The organism is Paenibacillus sp. DMB5 (genome assembly GCF_001517085.1).
In the GTDB taxonomy this organism is placed as follows: domain Bacteria; phylum Bacillota; class Bacilli; order Paenibacillales; family Paenibacillaceae; genus Paenibacillus_AQ.
Genome location: NZ_LRAC01000136.1, coordinates 45,654 through 69,309, shown reverse-complemented (window position 1 = coordinate 69,309; position 23,656 = coordinate 45,654). Strand labels below are relative to the sequence as shown.

Here is a 23,656-nt window from a genome sequence, read left to right as displayed (position 1 = left end):
GATAATGATGATCTTCATCTAAAACATTAATAAGATGAGAACTGTCAACTCCAAGCCCTTCTTAATATTACAGAAATCATAATATCTTTCATTATTTCGCTATAATTCAGACAAATATTAAACCAAATTGATCATTTCATAAAATATAAAATTATTATCACATATTATTCTTCAGTAGTTTAACTACTTTAGCTAATTGCATATTAGTATTTTTATTATTTAATACATAATTTCTAGCATTTTCTCCGAATTCATCAAGTTCTCTTTGTGACTTTCCCAAAACCCCTAAAATTTTTTCTTTTACTAAATCAACTTCATTTGATTCTATCGTGTATATATAATTATAATATTCAGAGGGAATTCCCTCTAACTTAGTTGTAAGAAAAGGTGTTCCAGAAACCATATATTCAAAAGTTTTAGATGGGAAAGAATATTTTGTATACAAATCTCTGGGATTTCGAACATTAATCAGTAACATTGCTTTTTTTTCGTATTCAAATACTTCTTTTTGAGGCTTGAAACCAAAATAATGTATTCGAGAGTCTACTGAAGAAGCTACTTCTATAGCTTCTCTCATATTGCCATCTCCAAATAACCATAACTCTAAATTATCATCCTGAATTTTCAAAAATGCTTCTATTATGTTACCTACTCCATATTCATGAGAAAGAGTTCCGGCATGCATTATAGCCTTATTTTTAGTTGATGGCGCCAAATCAAATTCATTATTAAAGATCCCTTCCATTACAAGATAGGGTTTGTTTTTCACATTTACAATTTTTTTCATACTTTCGGTAAACAAAATGTATATATCAAAATTCTTTTCTACGGTTTCTACTAATTTCAAGTACATTGGTAGAATTAATCTCTTCAAAAAATCATATTAGCTTGTCTTTCCTTATTAATAATATCTGAAGAAAGATCAGTAAATACATTAGCTCTCTTTATACGCGCAAGTTTTGCTGCTAACCATACCCCTAATGAAAGGGGGGTATAATTAAAGGGCGTAAATATGATTTTTTCTTTATTTTTCCTATTTTTCACTGCCCACTTCAATGTGATTAATAATCCTTTTAAAAAAAAATCTATTTCTTTTAAAAGAGGTAAGTTAATGTATGATATATACTTAACCTTATATCTTTGATTTATTTTTTTTATCTTGGATTTAAACTTCAAAAAATGCCCTGTGGGATAATAATTTTCTTGATAAAGGTAGTGCGTTTCCATATCAATATCATCAATTTCAGAAAATCCATTTAGTAATGCCATTTCAAATTTATATTGTGCAACATAAGATGGCATTTTTTTTATTTTTGAAGCCTCTACAAACCACTCTTCATCACACGCACTACCATAATATAAAATCTTCATATTACACCTCGTAACTATACACATTTAATAACACTCACTAACCATTAATCTATACTTTCTCATTGAGTTTTCTACCATATAAGAATCTTTCCCCAAATAACCGCAATAAATAATAATAAACAACAGGAGTTATACAAAAAATCAAAGCAGTGAGTGAGACTTTTACTTTAGGATATGTGATTAATTTACTCATTAATTCTCTAGAATTATATTTTTTGAATTCGTCAGAAAACTGCTTAAAGGAATTACAACTCAATGCAGTTTGCCATAATGTAGCCCATACCCAGCGTGCTTGTCCATACTTCTTAAACTCCAAGGAAAAATCTGGACATTTATATTCAAAATATTTATCTAAACGTTGAATTAGTGTATATCCATCTAATCTTCTACTATCTACAAAACTCATTGCAGAACCATTTCTAATTCTATAAATGTAAAGCTGATCTTTTATTAAAGTAACACTATTTGCGTCACTCAATAATTTCCATATAAATTCCAAGTCTTCACTATATCTGAAACCTTCAGAAAAACGAATTGTATTATCATGTATAAGACTCTTTCCTACCATTAGTGACCAAATACCTGTAACAAAGTCATTATATAAAAATTTTCGTAAAGCTTCGTTAGAATTAATTGTTTCCTGCCCTTTATCCACAGATTTATTATCAAAATTCACTTCGCTAAAATCTTCAGTTACTTGTTTATATCCACAAAAAACCAAATCACATTTTTCAGTAGTAATAACATCTAGCATTCTATCCAAATAATTAGGTGTTACCAAATCATCGGCGTCCACAAAGCAAATATACTCTCCTAATGCTTCATCTATACCTTTATTTCGAGCTACGCTAACACCAGAATTCTTTTGGTTTATTAATCTTATCCTCATGTTACTTCTATTTATATACTCTTGAATAATTAAAGCAGATTGATCAGTTGACCCGTCATTGATGATAACAATCTCAAAGTTTTGATACACTTGTTCAGCAAAACTGTTTAAACATTTTTCAATAAACCTATCAACATTAAACACAGGGATAATAACACTAATCATTAACTTTTCTCCATACAATTTTATCAATTATAGATTTATAGCTTTGAATTATCTTAACTACTTTTGTTGAAATATTTATATCTTCATAGTCCGGTACTATAACCTTTTTACTTTCTCTTTCAGAGAAAGATATGGATAATTTCATGGCTTGCAATAGCTCCTCTTCTTCTATACCTCCAATAACAACAGTACCTTTATCAAGAACTTCAGGACGCTCTGTTGAGGTTCTCAATAATATACCTGGAAAATTGAGCATTGCACTCTCCTCTGATAAAGTACCACTATCTGAAAGTACACAGAAACTATTTTTTTGAAGTTTATTATAATCCATGAAACCAAATGGTTTTAAATTTTGAACAAGTGGATGAAATTCAAAGTTTCTCTGCTCAATATATTTCATGCTTCTAGGATGTGTTGAATAAATTACAGGCATTTCATAGCGTTCAGCTATCTTATTGATAGCTTTCATAAGAGACATAAAATTCTTTTCATTGTCAATATTCTCTTCACGATGCGCAGAAACAATTATATATTTTCCAGCCTCTAGGTTTAATCTTTCTAAAACATCACTAGCATCGATTTTATCCATATGTGCCTGCAATACTTCTTGCATAGGAGATCCTGTTACAAAAATATGCTCTTTCCGGAATCCTTCAGATAATAGGTATCTTCGAGAATGTTCTGTATACGGAAGATTAATATCTGATATATGATCCACGATCTTACGGTTAATTTCTTCTGGAACATTTTGATCAAAGCATCTGTTGCCTGCTTCCATATGGAAGATAGGTACTTTAAGTCTTTTTGCTGCAATGGCGCTAAGTGCACTATTTGTGTCACCTAAAATTAGTAATGCATCTGGCTTCTCCTTCTCAAGCACTTCAAAGGATTTAGCTATAATATTTCCCATTGTTTCCCCAAGATTTGTTCCAACAGCCGCTAAGAAATAATCTGGTTGCCGAAGTTCGAGCTCATTAAAGAATACTTCATTTAATGTGTAATCCCAATTCTGTCCTGTATGTACAAGGATATGGTTAAAATATCTATCACAGGCTTTAATACACTCAGATAGACGAATAATTTCTGGTCTAGTCCCGAGTATTGTCATAACTTTGAGTTTTTCCATAATTTTAAACCTCCAAGAAATAAGTATCTGGTTTATCTGGATTAAATAATTCATTGGCCCAGAAAAGGGTTAATACATCAGTAGTGCCGGTATTTACAATAGAGTGAGTATACCCCGGCGGTATATCAATCACTTTAAGAGACGTCCCATTTACAGGGTACTCCAGAACTTCATTTCCTTCTATTTGGCGGAATTTCACGACAGCTTCGCCCTCGATAACGAGAAACTTCTCTACTTTAGTATGATGCCAATGATTCCCTCTAGTTATGCCCGGTTTTGTACGTGAAATAAATACTTGTCCAGAATGCTCAGTCTTAATAAATTCTGCTAACCATCCTCTATTATCATGTTTCATTTCCAAGTCATAACCGAACTTATCTTCCGGCAAGTAGGAAAGATAAGTACTGTACAAGAAGCGTTCAAAATCACTTTTTAAATCAGAGATAACAAGCGTATTACGGCTTTTTTTAAATGATATTAAGCTTGCTTCAAGATCTTTCAACTTCACTTCAAACACACGTGAAATCTGATAACGGTTTTCTGTATAATTTAGGGCTATATTATCCATAGCATCTATAAAGGATTCCACCACATCATCAATATATACCAGATTGAGTTGTGCTTCAGGATTATTCACTTGTATTGGGATATCTCTACTTATGTTGTAGCACCAGGTAGCTACTACAGAGTTATAGTTAGGTCTGCTCCATTTTCCGAAAACGTTTGGCAATCTGTAAATAAATGTTTTGGCACCAACCTTATCACCATAAGCAGAAATCACTTCTTCAGCTGCAAGCTTACTTTTCCCATAAAGGTTATCAAGATCTGCTTGGATTGAAGAAGATATAAGAATTGGCGTAGACTTGTTGTTCTTTTCCAATATATTTATTAAGTGCTCGGTATATCCGAAATTACCTGACATAAATTCACCATCATCAACAGGTCTGTTTATTCCTGCCAAATGGTAAATGAAATCTGCCTTCAAAGAATACTGCTCTAAATCTTCTAACGTATTTTTAGAATCAATTTTCAAAACCTCAACATCTTCTCTTCTTTCTAAAGAAGCAACCAAATTACGGCCAATGAATCCGTAAGCTCCTGTCACCAAAACAGTTTTCATTATAATAGTCCCCTGCCATCAAGTTCTTTTTTAATGAGATCAAGACTTAGTAAAAGCTCCTTTATACCTTGAATGTCTAATCTCTCAGTATTATGAGAATTATACTCCCAACCCTCGGATATTTCTTTATCCCCTTCTTCAAAGAACTTATCATAATTCAAATCTCTTGTATCTGCAGAAATACGATAGTATTCGCCTAAGTCTGTTGCTTTCGACATTTCTTCTCGTGTTAATAGAGTCTCATACAATTTCTCACCATGACGGGTCCCGATAACTCTTGTATGACTATCAGACTGAAATAATTCTTTTAAGGCGATGGCCAAATCTCCGATGGTTGATGCAGGAGCTTTTTGGACAAAAATATCCCCCTGTGAAGCTTTGTTAAATGCAAACAAAACTAATTCCACTGCATCTTCCAATGACATCAGGTAACGCGTCATATCAGGATCAGTAATTGTAATATCTTCATATTTTTTAATCTGGTCAATGAACAAAGGAATTACAGAACCTCTTGAACACATTACGTTGCCATACCGTGTTCCACAAATAAGTGTTTGTTCAGGCGACACTGTTCTAGATTTAGCAACCATAACTTTTTCCATCATTGCCTTAGAGATACCCATTGCATTGATTGGATATACTGCCTTATCAGTTGAAAGACATACTACCTTTTTCACTCCATAAGCTATAGCCGCATTAAGAACATTCTCAGTACCAATGACATTTGTTTTTACTGCTTCCATTGGAAAGAACTCACATGAAGGCACTTGTTTTAGAGCTGCCGCATGAAATACATAATCCACATTATGCATAGCTGCTGCAACGCTGTTATAATCTCTTACATCTCCAATAAAGAACTTCACCTTATCATTTCTTAGTTCTTTACGCATATCATCTTGTTTCTTCTCATCTCTGGAGAAAATTCTAATTTCACTAATTTCAGTGTTTAAAAATCTCTTTAAAACAGCATTACCGAAGGATCCCGTTCCTCCAGTGATTAACAACGTTTTTCCGGTAAACATATTCTCTATTCCCCGCATTCTGTATAATTAGTGAGAGATTATTATTTCGTAAGTCTTTTCCACAGTGAAATTCGCCTCTAAATATCTCCTTGCATTCGTCCCCATTTTTATACGTAGTCCTTCTTGAGTATTTAGTTTCTCGACATTCATAATAAAACTTTCAACATCTCCACTTTTTGACCATAAACCGCACTCCGCATGAATAAGCATTTCTTTGACATCAGTATTACTATCCGTAGCTGCTAAAATTGGTAATCCGAATTCCATATATGAATTTATTCTTGATGGAAAATTTGGAATGGTGAATCTTGCATCTAAGAACACTAAACCAACATCACTTACAGATAAAACTTCATCAAACTCATTTTTAGGCATATAACGTTCTATCCTTACATTGCTTTGGCTATTCGCATCAATTTCATTCCTTAGTCTATCAAATTCAGTCCCTGAGCCGACTATTAAAAAATAGACATGTTCAAGTTTTGAGCAAGCTTCTAATGCTTGTAGTAAAAAATCTATTCCCTGTGGTTTTCCGAGATTACCGCCATAAACATACACTACAGAATCCTGAGGGATGTTATATTTGGTACGAAGTTGTTTTTTTTCATTTAAAGATAGGTTTAGTCTATCTATAGGCTTTATAGAATTAGGACAAACTTCAATTTTCTTCTTATCTATTTCATTGTTGTGTTTCATAACATATTCTACATTTGCGTTAGACATGCAGCCAATATTATCAGAAATAGCATATAGTCTTTTTTCTTTATTTCTGAAATATCTCCACAGTAAACTCTTTTCCCTAATAATGCCTAAATCAACTGCATTTTGAGGAAAAATATCTTTTAACAACAAATATGTCTTACTTCCATCACGCTTTTGGATGTACTCTACTGCCTTCACAAAAGTTATAGGGGGGGTAGAATACATCACTAAATCAAACTTAATATTTTGGTAATGTATTTTAATAGCTTGTATGAATTGACTTTCAATCATTAAAGTAGATATACCTTTTTCAATGAATCCAGTCTTGGTTACATTCCCTGTTTTAACTCTTAATACATGTATTCCTGACTCTAATTTCATCTCTGTTTCTTTGCCGTATCTTTTTTCACGTTGGCATACTACATAAACTTCATTGTTACGGTTCTTGAATTCCTGCATTAAATCTACGTACAGGTTTTTTGCATTTTCTCCTTCCGGATAGGCCAAGGTCAAAAATAATATTTTCATTTTTTCACCGGAGTGAAAATATCATTAATGATTTGAAGCACTGTCTCCTGCTGAGCCTCTGTCATAGAAGATCCTGAAGGAAGACATACTCCACATTGAAACAAGCTGCTTCCGACACACTCTGTTTCTCCATGAAAAAATATAGGACTATCTTCAAAAACTGGCTGAAGATGCATCGGCTTCCACAGAGGCCTGGATTCAATATTACTTAGCTCTAACTGATTAATAATATCTTCAGGAGTAACGCTCGTACTATCATCTAGCACTAATACAGAAAGCCAATAGTTTGGACTTCCCGAATCTGAGATTGGCATAAATCTAATTGGTTTATCTTCCAATTTATTCACATACGTATCAAAAATAAATTTACGATTATCTATAAAACTATCCAACGCCTGTAGCTGGCCTCGCCCTATACCAGCACTTATATTAGATATTCTATAATTATATCCAACTTCCCTATGTTCATAATGTTTAGCCGGTTCCCGTGACTGCGTGGCCCAGAACCTCATCTTTTTTATAGCTTCCTCGTCATTCGAAACAATCATCCCACCACCAGATGTGGTAATAATTTTATTTCCATTAAAAGAAAAAATGCCAACATGACCAAATGTTCCGCATTTTTTCCCTTTATATGTAGCTCCCAACGCCTCAGCAGCATCTTCTATGACTGGCACCCCATACTGCTCGCAGATGGGAAGAAGACGGTCGTAATCAGCACTTTGTCCATAAAGATCAACAATAATAACTGCCTTCGGCATTTTGTTTTCACTCTGCGCCCAATGGAAGGCTTTTTCAAGCGCTTCAGGAGACATATTCCAAGTCTCTGGCTCTGAGTCAATAAATACCGGATTGGCATATTGATATAAAATCGGATTACAACTACCTGCAAAGGTTAAATCCGAACAAAAAACATAATCTCCAGGACCTACATTAAAATATTTCAGAGCAAGATGAATACCGGCTGTTCCAGACGATAATGCCAGTGCATGATTAATGCCTACATATTCACATAACTCTTCCTCAAACTTATCAACGTTAGTTCCTAATGGAGCAATCCAATTACTATCAAAGGCTTCCTCTATATATTTCATTTCGTTACCACTCATATGAGGAGGGGAAAGGAAAATTCGATCCTGCATTAATGTTCATCTCCAAGATTTTTTTTAATTTTTGCTGGCACACCCGCGACCATTACGTTATTAGGGACATCACTAATTACTGTTGCACCGGCAGCTATAATTACATTTGAACCGACTGATATATTATTTGCAATTTTCGCCCCTACTCCTAGCCAAGAGTATGAACCTATTGATACTGTGCCACTTATATTTACTCCAGGAGAAACATGAACCCCTTTATCAAGTTTACTATCATGATCTACTGAACTTGCTGTATTAATAATACATCCTTCTGAAATTTCAACAGAGGGATTTATAACAGCGTTTGCTAATACAACAGTACCGTGTTCAATTCTACAATATTTACTTAAAATACTAGTGGGATGAATTATTACAGGTATTGTATATCCTGCATGTTTAAGCTTTTCAATCCATAGTAACCTTTTATGATTGTTACCCAAAGCTACAAAAGCATTTGAGTAATCCTGAATATGTTCAAGGTAGCTATCAAAGCTTCCTACTACAGGTACATCCATTACATAACTTTGATCGATTTTATTATCCAAAAAAGCTATTTCATTCCACATTCTGGTAAGCATAGCAGCTTCAGCAACAACTTTACCATGTCCGCCTGCTCCCAAAATTAATAGTTTTGACATGCAGAATCACCTTCACTCTTCAACCTTCTATAGTGTTACTCCCAGAGAAAACTGGCATTGTATCAGTCGGCGAGCTATTAATTCCATCTCTTACAATTACATTCTTAATCGTTTTACAAATTATCTTTATGTCTAAAATGAAACTGACGTTTTCTACATACCAGACATCATATTTGAATTTTTCTTCCCAATCTATTGTATTCCTCCCATTTACTTGTGCCCATCCAGAAATACCAGGTGTTACATCATGTCTACGATTTTGATCTACAGTGTAAAGCTCTAAATATTGAATTAATAGAGGACGCGGACCTATGAAGCTCATGTCACCCTTGAGGATGTTAAACAGTTGCGGCAATTCATCAATGCTAGTTTTACGAAGAAAAGAACCCAAAGATGTCATCCTTTGAATGTCGGGTAAAAGTTCTCCATTTTCATCTTTTTCTAGCGTCATTGTTCTGAATTTATACACTGTAAATATTACTCGATTTTTCCCTGGACGCTTTTGGCGAAACAAAACTGGACCCTCAGAGTCTATTCTGATTGCAATCAATGCTAATAGCATGATTGGCGAACTTAAAATAATGAGGATGCATGCAGCCAGCCAGTCAAAGATTCTTTTAAAAAACAAGTATGGCCTCATTTACTCTCAACCTTTACCATTGTAATAGTATTGAAAATAGCGGGTTTTATCCCGCCATTCCTTTAGCCTTTTCCATACCTTTTTGTAATTCAGCCTCGAAGGTTGCTCTGTACTGATTGATAATATCGGTACTATAACCGTTATCAGTCAATTGCTTCTCAGCAGCAGCAATTATGCTATTGAAACTAGCGGTAGACGAAGCCAGTTGCTGTTTTCCTTGGGCCAGAAGATCAGCTTGAATAGCTGGATCTGTTGCCTGAAGATATTGAAAGGCAAGACTTATCAGAGCTGCACTACTCTGATTTTGTAATGCAGTGAGCTTAGCTTCTGTCTCACTTGTAATTTGTTCATATGTCACTTTTCCAGTCCCGGCAGATCCACCACCAGCTGATGGCGTACTTGTTGGTGCTGGAGTCGCTGTTGCTGAAGGCTTCGTACCTCCTGCTGTGCCACTTCCAGTTGAACCGTTGTTCTGCTCCTGATAACCGGCAGATGTGGCTGTAATGGTCTTCGTCTTCTGATCCCAGGAAATCTTATTACCTACAGATTCAGAAAGAAACCGAAGTGGAACATATAAAGAACCATTCAGCATATAGCTACTCTGGCCTGAAGGTACTGCCTTCTCGTATCCATTGAACACATAGCTTGCTTTCACCTTATTTAGCGAGATACTCTTTGCCTTTGTTGCTGTGGTGCTAGTATTCCCAGCGTTCATAAGATATTCTTTAATAACCACTAATTCCGAACTGCTTGGTTCTGCAACAGTGACCTTTAGATCTTTGGCGTCCCAACTGACACTTTTCTGTAAAGCGTAGGAAACGAATCTTATTGGTACATAGGTAGTGTTATTGTAAATGAAGACATGTTGACCAACTGGAGGCTGCATGCTTACTCCGTCAAACACCATTTTCACGTCCATACTTTGTACTTTAATTGAGTCTACGACTGCTGTAGCAGATGCTGATACCGCTAAGGCAGATGCTGATATTGGTGCCGAGGCAGTTAGAGGTGCCGCACCAGTAAGTAATATTAATAGCAATGCTGCTGCAGGTAATTTCACTTTTGACATATCACTTACTCCCTTCTTCTTGTGCTTTAAGCTGCTCTTCTTCCTCAATAATTTGTTGCTGAGTCTTACCTTGACTAACACCATATTTCTTGGCAATCTGTGACAACTCATTATATTGATCTTCAGACACCTTACCAAGAATGATACTGCGTGCTTCACGCTTCTCTTCAATGGTTAGTCCGCCTTTAGCCAACTCTTGAAGACGTTTAATATCAGACATGCTCAACTGGCTCATAACGATAGAAGCTACATCCGCTTTATCTTTAACGGTTACGCTATCTTGAATGTCTTTGGCCTTATCTGTGGATACTTGAGCAGTGTAACCGTCAGGAGCTTCAGTAGGCTTCGATGTAGCCGGAGCACTAGTTGATTCGGTTGTATTATCCACAGAATCTCCTCCGCTAACAGGCTTATCTGCACTACCCGCAGAAGAAGCACTATTAGTGGGAGCAGCACTACTGGACGGAGCAACTGTTGCCGTTGGTTTTGCTCCTGTATCCCCCGCCGCCACAGGTTCAACAACCTCCTCTTGTGCTGCACTATCTGCAGTATCCTCTATCTCAAAGCCGCCTGCCATCGAATTCATCAGCTTATCCACGGCATAATTAGCCGCAAACAAACCGCCGACACCAAGCACCACAATTACCGACAATGTCCAGATTAAAACTTTCTTCCATCTTTTCACTTGATGTACCTCCACATACAATAGTTAGCTGATTGCCGCCTGGGCTACCGGCTGCATTGGCACAATCTGGTTAATGACTTCACGATCGCATCTGGTTCTTCAGACAAGACGCGCTCCAGTCTCTTAAATTCAAGCTCCAGCTGATTCTGACTGATCACATTTGGTTTACCTATAAATATACGGTCATGCTGAGTGGATCCGAGATTCTCTTCTGCTGTAAGCAGTTCCTCGTACAGCTTCTCACCCTCACGAATACCCGAGAAGACGATATCAATATCCTTATACGGCTCATAACCAGATAAGGTAATCAGGTCTTCCGCAAGTGTCAGGATCTTCACAGGCTCACCCATATCCAGTACGAACACCTCACCACCTCTGGCGAAAGAACCGGACTGAATAACCAGCTGGACAGCTTCCGGAATCGTCATGAAATAACGTACCATCTCCGGATGAGTAACGGTTACGGGTCCGCCTGCAGCAATCTGCTGCTTAAAGGCAGGAATAACGCTGCCGCGGCTACCCAACACATTACCAAAGCGTACTGCAGAAAACTTTGTATTGCTTGTTGTATTGAGACTCTGTACATACATTTCAGCAATTCGTTTTGTAGCTCCCATAACACTGGTCGGATTAACCGCTTTATCTGAGGAGATCAATACAAAGCGTTCCGCTCCATACTTATCCGCACAATCTGCCACATTGCGTGTGCCAAACACGTTATTCTTGATGGCCTCGGAAGGATTACGCTCCATCAGTGGAACGTGTTTATGTGCTGCCGCGTGAAAGACAACCTGCGGCTTATGGCTCTCGAAGACCTCCATCATCCGGGTCCGATCCTGTACATCGGCTATTACCGTCACAATCGGCAGCTCCGGAAAGCTCTTACGCAGCTCCATCTCTATTGTGTAAATACTGTTCTCGCCATGACCTAGGATCAGCAGTTTGTCCGGTGCAAAGGGTGAAATCTGGCGGCATAGCTCGGAGCCAATTGAGCCTCCGGCTCCTGTTACCAATACAGTCTTGTTGTGTACATAACCAAGAATACTGTTCATGTCAGCTACGATAGGTTCACGCCCAAGCAGGTCTTCCACACTGACATCCCGCAGCTTCTTGATGGATACCTTTCCGGTTATTAAATCACTAAGCGCAGGAATAATCTTCAGCTTCACTCCGGTTGCCTTGGACAGACTTACAATCTCGGAGATTTCACTTCGCGATACCGAAGGCATGGCGATAATAACCTCGTGAATGCCCCGTTCTTTTACGATTCTTGGTATATCATAGCGGTTCCCCAGTACCGGAACGCCAAGGATCTTCAAATGAAGTTTATCGGCACTGTCGTCAACAAAACCAATCAGACGGGTATTGGCAAAGGATGCGCCCATTAATTCTCTGGCAATCAGAATTCCACAATCTCCTGCTCCAACGATTAAGGTATGCACCTCAGTATCTACACTGTTAAATCTTCCTCTGCGGAAGACTCTCCAGAATAGACGTACGCCACCCACCAACAGAAGAATAGTCTCAACAGAACGCACTTCTATGCTGAAAGGGACACGAGACGGAAGCATAACAAAAGCTACTGCGTATGAGATTACCGCCCCTACTACAATAGCCTTCATGACCGATACAATCTCACCAATACTGGCGTACTGCCATAATCTGCGGTATAGTCCGAAATAAATCAGACTGCCGCCAAAAGAAAGAGTACAGATTATTCCGTAAAACAGCATCTGCACTATATATTCCTGAGGAATATCACTATAGAAACGGAACAGATAAGATGTCACGATGCTGAACCATATGATGGCAAGATCAATCAGGAACAACATGAACACTCTGGTTTTCGCTGTCATTTTTAGTGCCTCCAAAAATAACAATTTGATCTATAGAACAATATTAATTTCCATAGTAATAATAATAGTAGCCTTCACTGGCTTTGCGTTTAACATTATTCAGCACCACACCCAGCATCTTCGCGCCTACTCTGTCCAGGTTCGCTTTGGCCTTCACTGCAATATCCCGTTTTACTTTGCCGTAGCTGACAACCATAATGACACCATCACTCTTGGAGGCAACAATCTGCGCATCTGTTACAGCAAGAAGCGGCGGAGTATCGAACATGATTACATCAAACTGCTGACGCAGCTCCTGCAGAACCGTACTCATACGATTGGAGGCCATCATTTCAGCAGGATTAGGCGGAATCGGTCCCGAAGTCATAATGGACAGGTTGGGAACTCCAGAATCCTGTAAAACATCTCTTAATTCAGACTGTTGTGATAACAATGACGATAATCCATAGCGGTTACTTAGTGAAAATGTCTTATGAGCCGTTGGCTTCCGCAGGTCACCGTCAATTAACAGCACTTTCTTATCAGCCTGAGCATAAGCAGCTGCAAGATTGGCTGTAACCGTGGACTTCCCTTCTTCCGGACCGGAAGAGGTAACCATAATAATCTGTATCCGTTCATCTACAGAGGAGAAATCAATATTTGTACGGAGCGCCCTGAACGCTTCAGATACCGGAGAGCGCGGGTTGGTTACAGTAATAAGGTGGCGTTGTTTATTTGGCTGCTGAGACATGTTCGAGTTCGCCCGCCTTTCTGGATAACGTCTGAGCCTGTGTTGCTGTTCCCTTCGTTTCTTCCTGGCCGAGTCTTGTGATCATAGCAATTGTCGGCAGACCCAGGTATTTCTCGATATCCTCTTCCGTCTTCAATGTATCATCCAGATACTCCAGCAGGAAGGCAATACCAAGCCCGATCATTAGAGACACGATAAAGGCAATAGCCATGTTCATCACGACGTTGGGTTCAACCGGCCCTGGTGCAACGGGCGGATTGAGCTTGGCCTCATTCAGGATCGATACATTCTGTACATTGAACAAGGAAGGGATCTCCTGTTTGAACACAAGTGAAATCGCATTTACAATTTCTGCTGCTCTCTGGTATGAATTATCTCGAACGACAAGTGTCATCACCTGCGTATTATTGACGGAGCTCACATTAACCTTCTTAAGCAACTCTTCGGCAGTAGTATTAAACTCCGGATAATTCTTGGCTACAACATCCAGAATAGCCGGTGTCTTGATAATTTCTTTATAGGTGTTAATCAATTGAATATTGGTATTAATCTGGTTCAAATCCAGCTGTGATGCTGCGGTCTGTACCTGCTGCGTCTGATTAACAATAATCTTGGTTGAAGCTTCATACACCGGATTCTTAATGTACAGGCTGTACACCCCGGCAAGCAGACATACGACGACCACAATACTGACAATCATCCACAGTCTCTTCTTAACAATCTGGAAATAATCGCGAAGATCCAATTCTTGAGCTGACAAGTGAATTTCCCTCCAAGCGGTTTCTAAAATAATATAATCTGTGCTAAAAAAGTGCCTCCTCTCAGACTGACGAGAGGAGGCTCTCCACTTGCTTCATTATTGCTTACTTGAAGTTGATTGTACGGTAGATGATAACTGCAGCTTCTGCACGGGTAGCTGTATCGTTAGGGTTAAACTTACCTGCATTACCGATTACAAGGTTGTTGCTTGCTGCAAATGCTACGCCGTCTTTCAGGGAAGCGCTGATCTTCGCAGCATCCGAGAACTTGCTCAGTGCGGAAGCATCTGTGGTTGCAGCTGGGTTAAGCGATTTAACTGCACGGGAGATCATTGTTGCCATCTCAGCACGCGTGATAGTTGCATTTGGATCAAAGGTCGAAGCGTTGCGTCCAGTGATGATACCCTTCTCAGCTGCTACTGCAACATAAGGAGCGTACCATGCTGTGGAAGCCACATCGCTGAAGCTTTCAGTTGCTGTGCTGTTCTCAAGGTTCAGTGCACGGATCAGCATCTTGGAGAACTCAGCGCGGGTTACATTGCTCTTAGGAGCGAACTTGCCAGAGCCAATTCCTTCAATTGCGCCTTTAGCTGCTACAACCTGAATCTGTCTGCCAGCCCAAGCCTGTACATTAGCGACATCGCTGAAGGTTACCTTATTCTCTACTACAGCATAGGAAGAGAAAGTATCACGCGGCTCAACGATGTAATCACCGTCAACAACCCCACCCTGGAATTGAAGTGCACCGTATACAATCTTCGCTACCGACAGCAGTTCTTTATCAAGGCCTGCTGTATTAACCAGTGGAAGCTTGATAGTCAACGGTTGCTTGAAGGTTGTTGTTGCTACTCCGCCTACTGTCAAGTCAAAGGAATATACCTTGGAAGCCAATTTCAAGGTAGTGATAGAAGTAACTGTAGTATCCGCTTCAGTAGCAACTGTCAAAGTTACTGCTTCACTGAATTGTGTTACAGGAATGGTTACTGTCAAACCATTGAAGGTTACAGCAACGTTAGCAATACCTTTAGCTTTTGCAGCTTCGATAATTGCTTTGGACAGCGGAACTTCTACAGTCGCAGCGCTCACTGTACCAAGGTTCAGTGTAAGCGTAAGGCCAGTCTTACCAGCGTTAGCAGCTACAAGAGCATCAAATGCTTTGAGTACATCAGCGTCTACGAGATTAAGAGTCGCTTTGTTCCCAACAACCGTTACTTGCTTGGAAACATCATAAACACCTGGAGTAGGGGTTGTTGGTGTAGTAACGACTCCGCCGCCACCGCCGCCGTTATTACCGCCTGTAGTGAGCGGATATGCACGGATGTAACCAAGAGCAAGCGCCTGAGCTGCCTGCTTAGCAGACTTGATCTCAGTGTTCACGTTATTAAATGTCTTAACGATGTCATCAGCAGTAATCCCCAGGTTGTAAACAGCCTGGCTTACTGTCAATTCACCGGCACCAGTCTTGTGCTGAAGCACCTTGTATACAGCATCCTTAACCAGTGTCTTTTGGGATTCAGGATTAGCGATGATGTTGATCAGTTCAGCATTAGTCTTGCTTCCCAGCAGAGTGCGAAGTTCTGCTTCTACGCCGTTAGTAGCGAAGAAGAAATCAAGAATATCATCGAAGGTAAGACCTTCTACCTGGGCTTTGGCTGCAATGCTGTTGAACAGCTTAACGTTGTCAACATCGTAACGGATTTCTTTCAGCGCATCGAAATCATCGGCATAAACGTTGTAAACTACGCTGGATACGCTCTTGAACAATTTCAGGGAAGTTGCCTTCTCCTCATTGTTCAGTTCAAGCTTACCAAGAACTGGAGCGAAAATTTCATCAAATTTATCCTGGCTTAAGCCTGATACTTCAGTAGAATAGGCTTTCAGATAAGTTGCTTCTGTTACAGTCAGGTTGGAGTAAATCGCCTTGATCTTGTTCTTCACAGTATCGTGGGATACGGAAGCTGCTGATGCCACACCGCTCAAGTGCTTGGCCAATCCTTCGCTGCTGAATGGAAACCCTGCTACGGATGCTGCTGCCATACTTACTGCTAGAGTTGATACTGCCAGTTTCTTCTTCAAACTCACTTGTCATCCACCTCTTCTTATGTAGTTATAAAATCTTATACTGCGGTAATGCTAGATAAGTTGCGCCCTTACTCATCTAAATAAAGAATTGTAACAATAACCCAGTAAAAACAATTCTACCATCATTCTACAGGCAGGTCACCCTTTACGAGAAAAAAATCCGAACATTCTATGAAGCTTCTTGCCCGAATTACTATAAATAACCCGAATTAGCTCCTCATTTTCGATGATTTTCTGCGAATTTTGGCGTAAATTGTCGCTAGCCACAGTGCCCAGTTCCTTCTCTACAACCTTGATAGCTTCACTCAGTCCGAACGGACGATGACTGTTATCGTGTGCATCCGAGGCTATAACATGAACCGCATTCCTGCGGCACAGATCGATAGACAGCTTCTGCAGCTTGCTTCCAAAGGTTCCGGCCAGACTCTGGGCTGTCACCTGACTCACTGCTCCCAGCTCTATTAATCTCTCAAGCTTGGCGGGGTTGCTGGCAACCTCAGCGTTGCGCTCCGGATGGGCGATGACCGGAACGAAGCCCTGAATGACCAGCTCGTGGCAGGTCTCTTCCATTGTGCGCGGCACACGGGAAGAAGGCATTTCTAACAGAATGTATCTCGTCTTTGCCAGCGTCAGTAGTTCACCCTGCTCCAGATCATTCAAGAGCTCTCCGTAGACACGGATCTCCTGGCCGGGAAGTACAAGCAGCGGAAGGCCAGCCTGCCGGATTCTATCATTCAGCAGCTCTACCGCTTGTCCAATGGCCGGGGCAGGATTCATATATACTCCGTTAGCATGATGCGGCGTGGCAACAACAGTAGAAATGCCATCCTGTACGGCATCCTGTGCCATGGAGAGGGCCGCTTCCCAGTCGGCAGCACCGTCATCCATAAAAGGCAAAATGTGGCTATGAATATCTATCATATACTATTTATCGGTCCTTTTCCAGTTGGATTGAATAGATTCGTCAAAAAAATACAACCATTTCACTAGGAAATGATTGCTAAAAATGTACTTTGTATAAGCTTAGGCTTCCAGCAAAAACATGAATTTGGCTATTGCCGCAAGCTCTTTATCGATCTCACTAAGTACCTCAACAGACTGTGCAGCATTGCGTAAATCCAGCAATCTGTCAGCCTTGCGGCGCAGCTCCATAATCTCCCGCTCTACAGCATCTGATTTATATACATTTATTATTTCTGACAGGGAATGCTTGTGCTGATAGATTAGTTTACTCCCCGAATCTGTTAATTCCGAAATCCGGCGCACGGATCCACGCTCATAGTAATAGACCATAGTAAAGCCTTTATAGATTCTATTCACAGTCCCGGTCCCTTTATAGGTGACGAACAGCTTGCGGACAGCATTATTGAGATGTGAATTGACCACACGGCAGGATAGCGAACAGGTGTATATCCCCCGCTTATTCTCAACTGTGAGGCGGACTTCCTCACCCCCGGCTTCCTCAAGAACAATGACCTGCTCCCCGCCTCCGGCGACCTTAACCCGGTGGCTGATATAGCAGGTATCGGCTGTGAGCAGAAACTGGTTCATCTGAAATTCTGTCATCTGCAAAGTCGCATTTACATATTCTGTTGCCAATCGCTGAGCCATAACCATCCCTCTATTCTTCATAACAGCCTTTACAACGATTATACATGGATGAGTGCGGGTTATCTCATGAGCGGAAACAGACTATAGCAGGATAATCGGTCTTGTGCCTTAAAAATACAAGGTGAGCGGAATATATTTTATATAATCCTCACTATTCTGTGAGGAATGCGCCCGGATGCTTGCTTTTACGCATTGCAGCAGCAGATACTTAGGACTTGATTTCCTCATCAGGCCCAGCTTCCTGCCCAGAGGTTACCCCCTCCGGTTCACCTTGTTCCATTGGCACTTCAATTTCATCCGCCTCATTAAGTCTGCTGTAATCTTCAATTAGAGCCCACAGCTCCTCACGGCCTAGTCCAAGCTCCGATGAGAACGGTATGAAATTATCTCCCGGCAGCACGCCAAGCTCCTGCTTCATGATCTTGATGTGCTTCGGCCAGCGTGTCTTGGGAATTTTGTCTGCCTTGGTTGCTACCACACAGAGCGGCAGATCGTAATGCTTGAGCCAGTCAAACATCATTTTATCATTACTTGTGGGCGGATGGCGCAGATCCACTACAAGCAGGATGAGCTTCAGTGTCTCACGCTCCTCCATGTATTTCTCGACCATTTTGCCCCATGAGGCCCGCTGTGTCTTGGATACCTTGGCATAACCATAGCCTGGAAAATCGACAAAATACATATCCTGATTAACCCGGTAATAGTTCATATGCTGTGTCTTACCCGGTGTAGAACTGGTGCGGGCCAAATTCTTGCGATTGATCATACGGTTAATCAGAGAAGACTTCCCGACGTTGGAGCGCCCTGCCAGAGCGATCTCCGGCAAGGCGTCCGTTGGGTATTGATCAGGGCCTACGGCGCTGATGATAAATTCGGCGTTGTTAACTTTCAAATGGAACTTCCTTTCTAATGCACACTACTCGGCGCTTTACTGCTGATCTCTGCCTGCTGGTCTACGAGCGCATGCTGGAGTACCTGGTCCATATGGGACACTGGTATAAACTCCACGTCATTACGTACGCTCTCAGGAATGTCCTTAAGGTCGCGTTCGTTGTCTTTAGGCAGCAGGATTTTTTTGTAGCCGGCCCGGTGGGCAGCCAGTGATTTCTCTTTGAGTCCGCCGATTGGCAGGACACGTCCGCGGAGCGTAATTTCACCCGTCATCGCTACATCCTTGGAGACATAACGTCTGGTGAGTGCTGAGATGAGCGCGGTAGCAATGGTAATGCCGGCAGACGGGCCATCCTTAGGTATGGCACCTTCAGGAATATGAATATGAATATCGTTCTTCTCGTGGAAGTCTGGGGCGAGTCCCAGCTCCTCAGCCTTGGAACGGGTGTAACTGAAGGCAGCCTGTGCGGATTCCTTCATGACATCGCCCAATTTACCGGTAAGCGTGAGCTTGCCTGTACCCTGAACCACTGTTACTTCAATCAGCAGTGTATCGCCGCCGACTTCAGTCCACGCCAGTCCGGTTACTGTACCGATCTGATCCTCCAGCTCCGCCATTCCGTAGCGGTATTTGGATTCACCCAGATACTCTTTAACTTCAGCAGGAAGAATCGTGATCTGCTCTTTCTCACTGGATACAATCTGCTTCGCAGCCTTACGGCAGAGTGCGGCAATTTGTTGTTCCAGATTACGCACGCCGGATTCCCGCGTGTATTCGCGAACAATCTTCAGCAACGTGTCGTCCTCAATTACGAGCTGTGCATCTTCAAGACCGTGATTCTTACGCTGCTTCGGCAGCAGGTAGCGGCTGGCAATCTGCAGCTTCTCAAGCTCTGTATAGCCGGGAATATACAGCATCTCCATCCGGTCGAGCAACGGACGGGGAATGTTGTGTACCGCATTCGCTGTGGTCACGAACATAACCTTTGAAAGATCAAACGGCAGCTCCACAAAGTGGTCGCTGAACGTATTGTTCTGTTCCGGATCGAGTACTTCGAGCAAAGCAGCGGACGGATCACCCCGGAAATCAGAAGCCATCTTGTCGATTTCATCGAGCAGGAAGACCGGATTAAGGCTTCCTGCGGTTTTCATCCCCTGGATGATCCGACCCGGCATGGCGCCGACATAGGTACGGCGGTGGCCACGGATCTCGGCTTCGTCACGCACACCGCCCAGCGAAATGCGGACGAACTTGCGGTTCAGCGAACGGGCGATGGAGCGTGCCAGTGAGGTTTTACCGACGCCCGGAGGTCCTACCAGACAGAGAATCGGCCCTTTCAGCTCCTTAACCAGCTTCTGCACGGCCAAGTATTCCAGGACGTGTTCCTTAGGTTTCTCCAGACCGTAGTGATCGGCATCGAGCACTTGTTCCGCTTTTAGAATATCCAGATCATCTTCGGTCTCTTCGCTCCACGGCAGACCAAGCAGCCAATCCACGTAGTTGCGGATAACACTGCCTTCAGCTGAACTTGCAGGCATTTTCTCCAGACGGTCAATTTCCTTCTCAATCTTCTCCTGCACCCGCTCAGGCAGGTTCTTCTCCTGCATTTGCGAGCGCAGCTCTTCGGCTTCACCGGCCCGGCCTTCCTTCTCACCGAGTTCCTTCTGGATCGCTTTCATCTGTTCGCGGAGGTAATATTCCTTCTGGGTCTTCTCCATCTGCTTCTTCACACGCTGGTTGATCTTCCGCTCAAGCTCCAGCACTTCACGCTCATTATTGAGAATGTCGAGCAGCTTCTCCAGACGTTTGCTTACATCGATGGTCTCCAGAATCTCCTGCTTATCCTTGATCTTCAGTGCCAGGTGGCTTGTAATGACATCAGCCAGACGCCCCGGCTCTTCAATATCGGAGACAGCTGCCAGCGTCTCTGGAGTGACTTTCTTGGACAGCGTAATATAATGCTCGAATTGGCTGAGCACCGTACGCATCAAAGCGTCGCTCTCCTGATCGATATCCTCCTGCTCCGGCAGCTCGCGCGCCATAACCTCATAAAACTCCTCATTATCTGTATAATGAATAATTTCGGCCCGTTCCACTCCTTCAACCAGCACACGGATCGTGCCGTTCGGAAGCTTCAGCATCTGCCGCACATTGGCAACAGTACCGACCCGAAAAATATCTTCTTGTCCAGGCTCCTCAATATTCACTTCTGACTGGGAGCAGAGGAGAATCAGGTTATCTTCAACCATAGCTTTTTCCAGTGCACGAACGGACTTCTCGCGCCCTACATCAAGGTGCAGAACCATGCTAGGGTACACAAGAAGACCTCTAAGCGGCAATAAAGGAAAACGACGACCTTTGGATTTATTGGGTATCATCGCTTTCGCACCTCCCATGGTTCTCAAGTTATGTCATATAGATCATTTTAACAAAAGCAGGTTGAAAACACCAACTGGGGGCAGGTAAATCATACATTTGAAAAACAGACTACGCACTCTCTGTATTATTTGTATTTGGTCGTTATAATATGTCTCACATAAAATTAAAAGGAGATGCCATACAACCTAGATACAAAATAAGAGCAGGAAGTAACACTTTAGCCCTTTTTTAAATCTATATTTTCAATGGATAGTTTAGCTTCGATTAAAGTGAACATATACTCCTTGTCTCCGATTTATCAATAAGCGTTGGTTATCGGCATTTATCCGCATTAATAAAGATAAATATCTACTACTGCACATTAAAAAAAGCACAAGTATTAGTACTTGTGCCATCCTCCATTAAACAACTTACAAATATTACGAACCAGTGGACGTAAGATGAAGAAAAGGCCAATCATAGCTAAAATATTTCTCATCGCATTAAAACCGACAAAATATAACAGCGCAAAGCTATTAAATGCGATATAGACCAACGCTATTACAATTCCAATTGTGATGATAAATTCTTTCATTATCGTTCATGATGTAGGTGGTCCATGATCATCTACCTCCACTCTTCCGGAACTCCTCGATCATCTTTTCTTCTTCGATTAACTCTTTCATTCGCTGGTGAGTCCAGGTCGAAATCTTGATATTCTTCTTCCCGACGTACTTACACAACTCCTCACAAACAGCAGGGGCCAGCGTAATATTATTTCTGAATGTAGCCAATTCTCACCTCCCAGTGTATGGGAGTATTGTCTAATATTCATCAGTGAAGATCAATACACATCCGTACACACTAATGCGCAGTTTTCTCCTACTGACTAATTTAAAACTTAGTTAATAAACTGGGTGATTTGTAATCATAAAGCCCTTTGCTCCCAACCGTTCGTTTAACATACAAACGGTGCCCGAGGATTAGAACAAATACGACAACCCAAGTGGCAGGAGCTGAGTAGTTCCATCTCATCTCTGATGTAATCATATTGTAGGTAGTGTAAACGAGCAGTGAGAATGTAAAGATGTTCATATTGTTCATGCAGAAATTGTAAAGCATGCCCATTATTATTCCGTAGGCGAAAGACAAGCATATTAACATCGGAAGTCCTCCATCCATGTAAAAATTCATCACGGATGTATAAAAAGCATTGAAAGATAAACCGCCTCCTATATGGATAGCTGGAGAAGTAAAGGATGCCATTAAAGTGTTCGCCATGTTAGCTTGTAGTTGACTACCTCCGATAGGTATCAGCAAAGTAGTCAAGATTTCTTCAATCCCGGCAAAAACTGAGCGACCAAATGTATGCCCTGTTACGTTTACAAGATTTGACTGGATGAAATAATCAAGCGTTCGAAATGGTCCAGTGAAATAAATGATAAACTGCTCTACTGAGGTGGTAAAGAATACTTTAATTGAATCCCCGAATGACATCGACACTCCCATTCGTCTAGCAGATGTCCTGTTCATTATGAAAATCACAGCCAGGATCAATACCAAGTAGACTCCCCAGCTTTTCTTCGGCTTAATTTTGAAAGTGGAGTTTTTATAGATATCACGCTTCAGACCTAACCCGACAGCCAAAAACACCATCATGTAAAAATACACCAAGCGACCCTGTCCGACTTGACCAAACATGAAGCAATTTATAAGGACAAGGAATAGGGAGAGATTTTTCTTACCATGCAAAGCAAAACTTGAGATTGCAATTACAAGAGATGCATAGATGATTGCCGTGATTACCCAGTAATAGAACATGTATTCCGCCGAACTCGAAAACAACAACCCTTTTTCAAATATAATTCTGCGCATGTCATTTGATGTCATTGATGACAATAAGCTTTTATATTTGAAATAATAAAAAGTCAAGAAAGTTAATACGAATAGCTGTAAAAATGCAAAGGTCCTCGAATATAAAATTTTACTGCCTACTTCTGATAGGTCGAATTTAGCTGAGAGATTCTTCTTAGCTACTGCCAAATATCCAAGAGAAACGCAAACAACCTGGACCCATACCAAAAGATAGGTTTTGTTAGACACTGCAAACATCTGATACGGATTCGTCATTGAAACAATGGCCCAGAAACACCAGAAACCTACGAAAAAAGTCAGCGGGTTAAAGGTCTTACCTGTTTTGAATTTTCCCATAAACATAAATAAAGCTGCTGTTGTAACAAAAACCAAAGAAAGCATAATCCCACCCCAATAA

The 23,656-nt window shown here is 41.1% G+C and carries 21 protein-coding genes; all 21 read right to left on the bottom strand.

Features of this window, described 5'->3' with window-relative positions:
* Positions 1-157 precede the first annotated feature (157 nt).
* The 21 genes from AWJ19_RS36795 to AWJ19_RS21375 all read right to left on the bottom strand — a co-directional run bounded on the left by AWJ19_RS36795 (position 158) and on the right by AWJ19_RS21375 (position 23,640).
* Positions 158-853 (bottom strand): glycosyltransferase, encoded by a 696-nt coding sequence (locus tag AWJ19_RS36795; protein ID WP_241781833.1) that lies wholly within the window; start codon positions 851-853, stop codon positions 158-160.
* Positions 854-870: 17 nt separating this feature from the next.
* Positions 871-1,371 carry a hypothetical protein gene (locus AWJ19_RS36790; protein WP_241781832.1) on the bottom strand — a complete coding sequence of 167 codons (501 nt, stop codon included), beginning with the start codon at positions 1,369-1,371 and terminating at the stop codon, positions 871-873.
* 49 nt (positions 1,372-1,420) lie between these two features.
* A complete protein-coding gene (locus tag AWJ19_RS21465) occupies positions 1,421-2,425 on the bottom strand; it encodes a glycosyltransferase (protein ID WP_068726893.1) in 1,005 nt (334 codons plus the stop codon).
* Positions 2,418-3,551, bottom strand: a complete 1,134-nt coding sequence (wecB, locus tag AWJ19_RS21460; protein WP_068726892.1) for a UDP-N-acetylglucosamine 2-epimerase (non-hydrolyzing) — start codon at positions 3,549-3,551, stop codon at positions 2,418-2,420. The genes AWJ19_RS21465 and wecB overlap by 8 nt, the downstream gene beginning before the upstream one ends.
* 4 nt (positions 3,552-3,555) lie before the next feature.
* Positions 3,556-4,671 carry an NAD-dependent epimerase/dehydratase family protein gene (locus AWJ19_RS21455; protein WP_068726890.1) on the bottom strand — a complete coding sequence of 372 codons (1,116 nt, stop codon included), beginning with the start codon at positions 4,669-4,671 and terminating at the stop codon, positions 3,556-3,558.
* Positions 4,671-5,693 (bottom strand): nucleoside-diphosphate sugar epimerase/dehydratase, encoded by a 1,023-nt coding sequence (locus AWJ19_RS21450; protein ID WP_068726888.1) that lies wholly within the window; start codon positions 5,691-5,693, stop codon positions 4,671-4,673. Before AWJ19_RS21450 ends, AWJ19_RS21455 begins: the two co-directional genes overlap by 1 nt.
* A gap of 27 nt (positions 5,694-5,720) precedes the next feature.
* A complete protein-coding gene (locus tag AWJ19_RS21445; RefSeq protein ID WP_068726887.1) occupies positions 5,721-6,923 on the bottom strand; it encodes a glycosyltransferase family 4 protein in 1,203 nt (400 codons plus the stop codon).
* Positions 6,920-8,065 (bottom strand): DegT/DnrJ/EryC1/StrS family aminotransferase, encoded by a 1,146-nt coding sequence (locus tag AWJ19_RS21440; RefSeq protein ID WP_068726885.1) that lies wholly within the window; start codon positions 8,063-8,065, stop codon positions 6,920-6,922. The genes AWJ19_RS21445 and AWJ19_RS21440 overlap by 4 nt, the downstream gene beginning before the upstream one ends.
* On the bottom strand, positions 8,065-8,703 hold the full coding sequence (locus AWJ19_RS21435; RefSeq protein ID WP_068726884.1) for an acetyltransferase: 639 nt from the start codon (positions 8,701-8,703) through the stop codon (positions 8,065-8,067). The genes AWJ19_RS21440 and AWJ19_RS21435 overlap by 1 nt, the downstream gene beginning before the upstream one ends.
* A gap of 19 nt (positions 8,704-8,722) precedes the next feature.
* Positions 8,723-9,343, bottom strand: coding sequence for a sugar transferase (locus AWJ19_RS21430; RefSeq protein WP_068726882.1), 621 nt, complete (start codon positions 9,341-9,343; stop codon positions 8,723-8,725).
* A gap of 46 nt (positions 9,344-9,389) precedes the next feature.
* Complete coding sequence (locus AWJ19_RS21425; protein WP_068726880.1) at positions 9,390-10,412, bottom strand: copper amine oxidase N-terminal domain-containing protein; 1,023 nt, start codon at positions 10,410-10,412, stop codon at positions 9,390-9,392.
* 1 nt (position 10,413) lies between these two features.
* On the bottom strand, positions 10,414-11,097 hold the full coding sequence (locus tag AWJ19_RS21420; protein ID WP_068726879.1) for a hypothetical protein: 684 nt from the start codon (positions 11,095-11,097) through the stop codon (positions 10,414-10,416).
* Positions 11,098-11,141: 44 nt separating this feature from the next.
* The gene (locus AWJ19_RS21415) at positions 11,142-12,953 is read right to left on the bottom strand and encodes a nucleoside-diphosphate sugar epimerase/dehydratase (protein WP_068726877.1); all 1,812 of its coding nucleotides are present in this window, start codon (positions 12,951-12,953) and stop codon (positions 11,142-11,144) included.
* Positions 12,954-12,996: 43 nt separating this feature from the next.
* Positions 12,997-13,683, bottom strand: coding sequence for a CpsD/CapB family tyrosine-protein kinase (locus AWJ19_RS21410; RefSeq protein WP_068726875.1), 687 nt, complete (start codon positions 13,681-13,683; stop codon positions 12,997-12,999).
* Positions 13,664-14,443, bottom strand: a complete 780-nt coding sequence (locus AWJ19_RS21405; protein WP_082708036.1) for a Wzz/FepE/Etk N-terminal domain-containing protein — start codon at positions 14,441-14,443, stop codon at positions 13,664-13,666. The genes AWJ19_RS21410 and AWJ19_RS21405 overlap by 20 nt, the downstream gene beginning before the upstream one ends.
* Before the next feature lie 103 nt (positions 14,444-14,546).
* A complete protein-coding gene (locus AWJ19_RS21400; RefSeq protein WP_068726873.1) occupies positions 14,547-16,523 on the bottom strand; it encodes an S-layer homology domain-containing protein in 1,977 nt (658 codons plus the stop codon).
* A 138-nt stretch (positions 16,524-16,661) separates the two neighbouring features.
* Positions 16,662-17,444 (bottom strand): CpsB/CapC family capsule biosynthesis tyrosine phosphatase, encoded by a 783-nt coding sequence (locus tag AWJ19_RS21395; RefSeq protein WP_068726871.1) that lies wholly within the window; start codon positions 17,442-17,444, stop codon positions 16,662-16,664.
* A gap of 102 nt (positions 17,445-17,546) precedes the next feature.
* Complete coding sequence (locus tag AWJ19_RS21390; protein WP_068726870.1) at positions 17,547-18,134, bottom strand: non-ribosomal peptide synthetase module; 588 nt, start codon at positions 18,132-18,134, stop codon at positions 17,547-17,549.
* Between the two features lie 208 nt (positions 18,135-18,342).
* Positions 18,343-19,026, bottom strand: a complete 684-nt coding sequence (gene yihA / locus AWJ19_RS21385) for a ribosome biogenesis GTP-binding protein YihA/YsxC (RefSeq protein WP_068726868.1) — start codon at positions 19,024-19,026, stop codon at positions 18,343-18,345.
* A 14-nt stretch (positions 19,027-19,040) separates the two neighbouring features.
* Positions 19,041-21,404, bottom strand: coding sequence for an endopeptidase La (gene lon / locus AWJ19_RS21380; RefSeq protein WP_068726866.1), 2,364 nt, complete (start codon positions 21,402-21,404; stop codon positions 19,041-19,043).
* 874 nt (positions 21,405-22,278) lie between these two features.
* Positions 22,279-23,640 carry an O-antigen polymerase gene (locus AWJ19_RS21375; RefSeq protein WP_082708034.1) on the bottom strand — a complete coding sequence of 454 codons (1,362 nt, stop codon included), beginning with the start codon at positions 23,638-23,640 and terminating at the stop codon, positions 22,279-22,281.
* Between the last annotated feature and the right edge of the window lie 16 nt (positions 23,641-23,656).

Coding starts and splice junctions, on each gene's coding strand:
- AWJ19_RS36795 (WP_241781833.1), bottom strand. CDS start 853: ATGTACTTGAAATTAGTAGAAACCGTAGAAAAGAATTTTGATATATAC.
- AWJ19_RS36790 (WP_241781832.1), bottom strand. CDS start 1,371: ATGAAGATTTTATATTATGGTAGTGCGTGTGATGAAGAGTGGTTTGTA.
- AWJ19_RS21465 (WP_068726893.1), bottom strand. CDS start 2,425: ATGATTAGTGTTATTATCCCTGTGTTTAATGTTGATAGGTTTATTGAA.
- wecB (WP_068726892.1), bottom strand. CDS start 3,551: ATGGAAAAACTCAAAGTTATGACAATACTCGGGACTAGACCAGAAATT.
- AWJ19_RS21455 (WP_068726890.1), bottom strand. CDS start 4,671: ATGAAAACTGTTTTGGTGACAGGAGCTTACGGATTCATTGGCCGTAAT.
- AWJ19_RS21450 (WP_068726888.1), bottom strand. CDS start 5,693: ATGTTTACCGGAAAAACGTTGTTAATCACTGGAGGAACGGGATCCTTC.
- AWJ19_RS21445 (WP_068726887.1), bottom strand. CDS start 6,923: ATGAAAATATTATTTTTGACCTTGGCCTATCCGGAAGGAGAAAATGCA.
- AWJ19_RS21440 (WP_068726885.1), bottom strand. CDS start 8,065: ATGCAGGATCGAATTTTCCTTTCCCCTCCTCATATGAGTGGTAACGAA.
- AWJ19_RS21435 (WP_068726884.1), bottom strand. CDS start 8,703: ATGTCAAAACTATTAATTTTGGGAGCAGGCGGACATGGTAAAGTTGTT.
- AWJ19_RS21430 (WP_068726882.1), bottom strand. CDS start 9,343: ATGAGGCCATACTTGTTTTTTAAAAGAATCTTTGACTGGCTGGCTGCA.
- AWJ19_RS21425 (WP_068726880.1), bottom strand. CDS start 10,412: ATGTCAAAAGTGAAATTACCTGCAGCAGCATTGCTATTAATATTACTT.
- AWJ19_RS21415 (WP_068726877.1), bottom strand. CDS start 12,953: ATGACAGCGAAAACCAGAGTGTTCATGTTGTTCCTGATTGATCTTGCC.
- AWJ19_RS21410 (WP_068726875.1), bottom strand. CDS start 13,683: ATGTCTCAGCAGCCAAATAAACAACGCCACCTTATTACTGTAACCAAC.
- AWJ19_RS21395 (WP_068726871.1), bottom strand. CDS start 17,444: ATGATAGATATTCATAGCCACATTTTGCCTTTTATGGATGACGGTGCT.
- AWJ19_RS21390 (WP_068726870.1), bottom strand. CDS start 18,134: ATGGCTCAGCGATTGGCAACAGAATATGTAAATGCGACTTTGCAGATG.
- lon (WP_068726866.1), bottom strand. CDS start 21,404: ATGATACCCAATAAATCCAAAGGTCGTCGTTTTCCTTTATTGCCGCTT.
- AWJ19_RS21375 (WP_082708034.1), bottom strand. CDS start 23,640: ATGCTTTCTTTGGTTTTTGTTACAACAGCAGCTTTATTTATGTTTATG.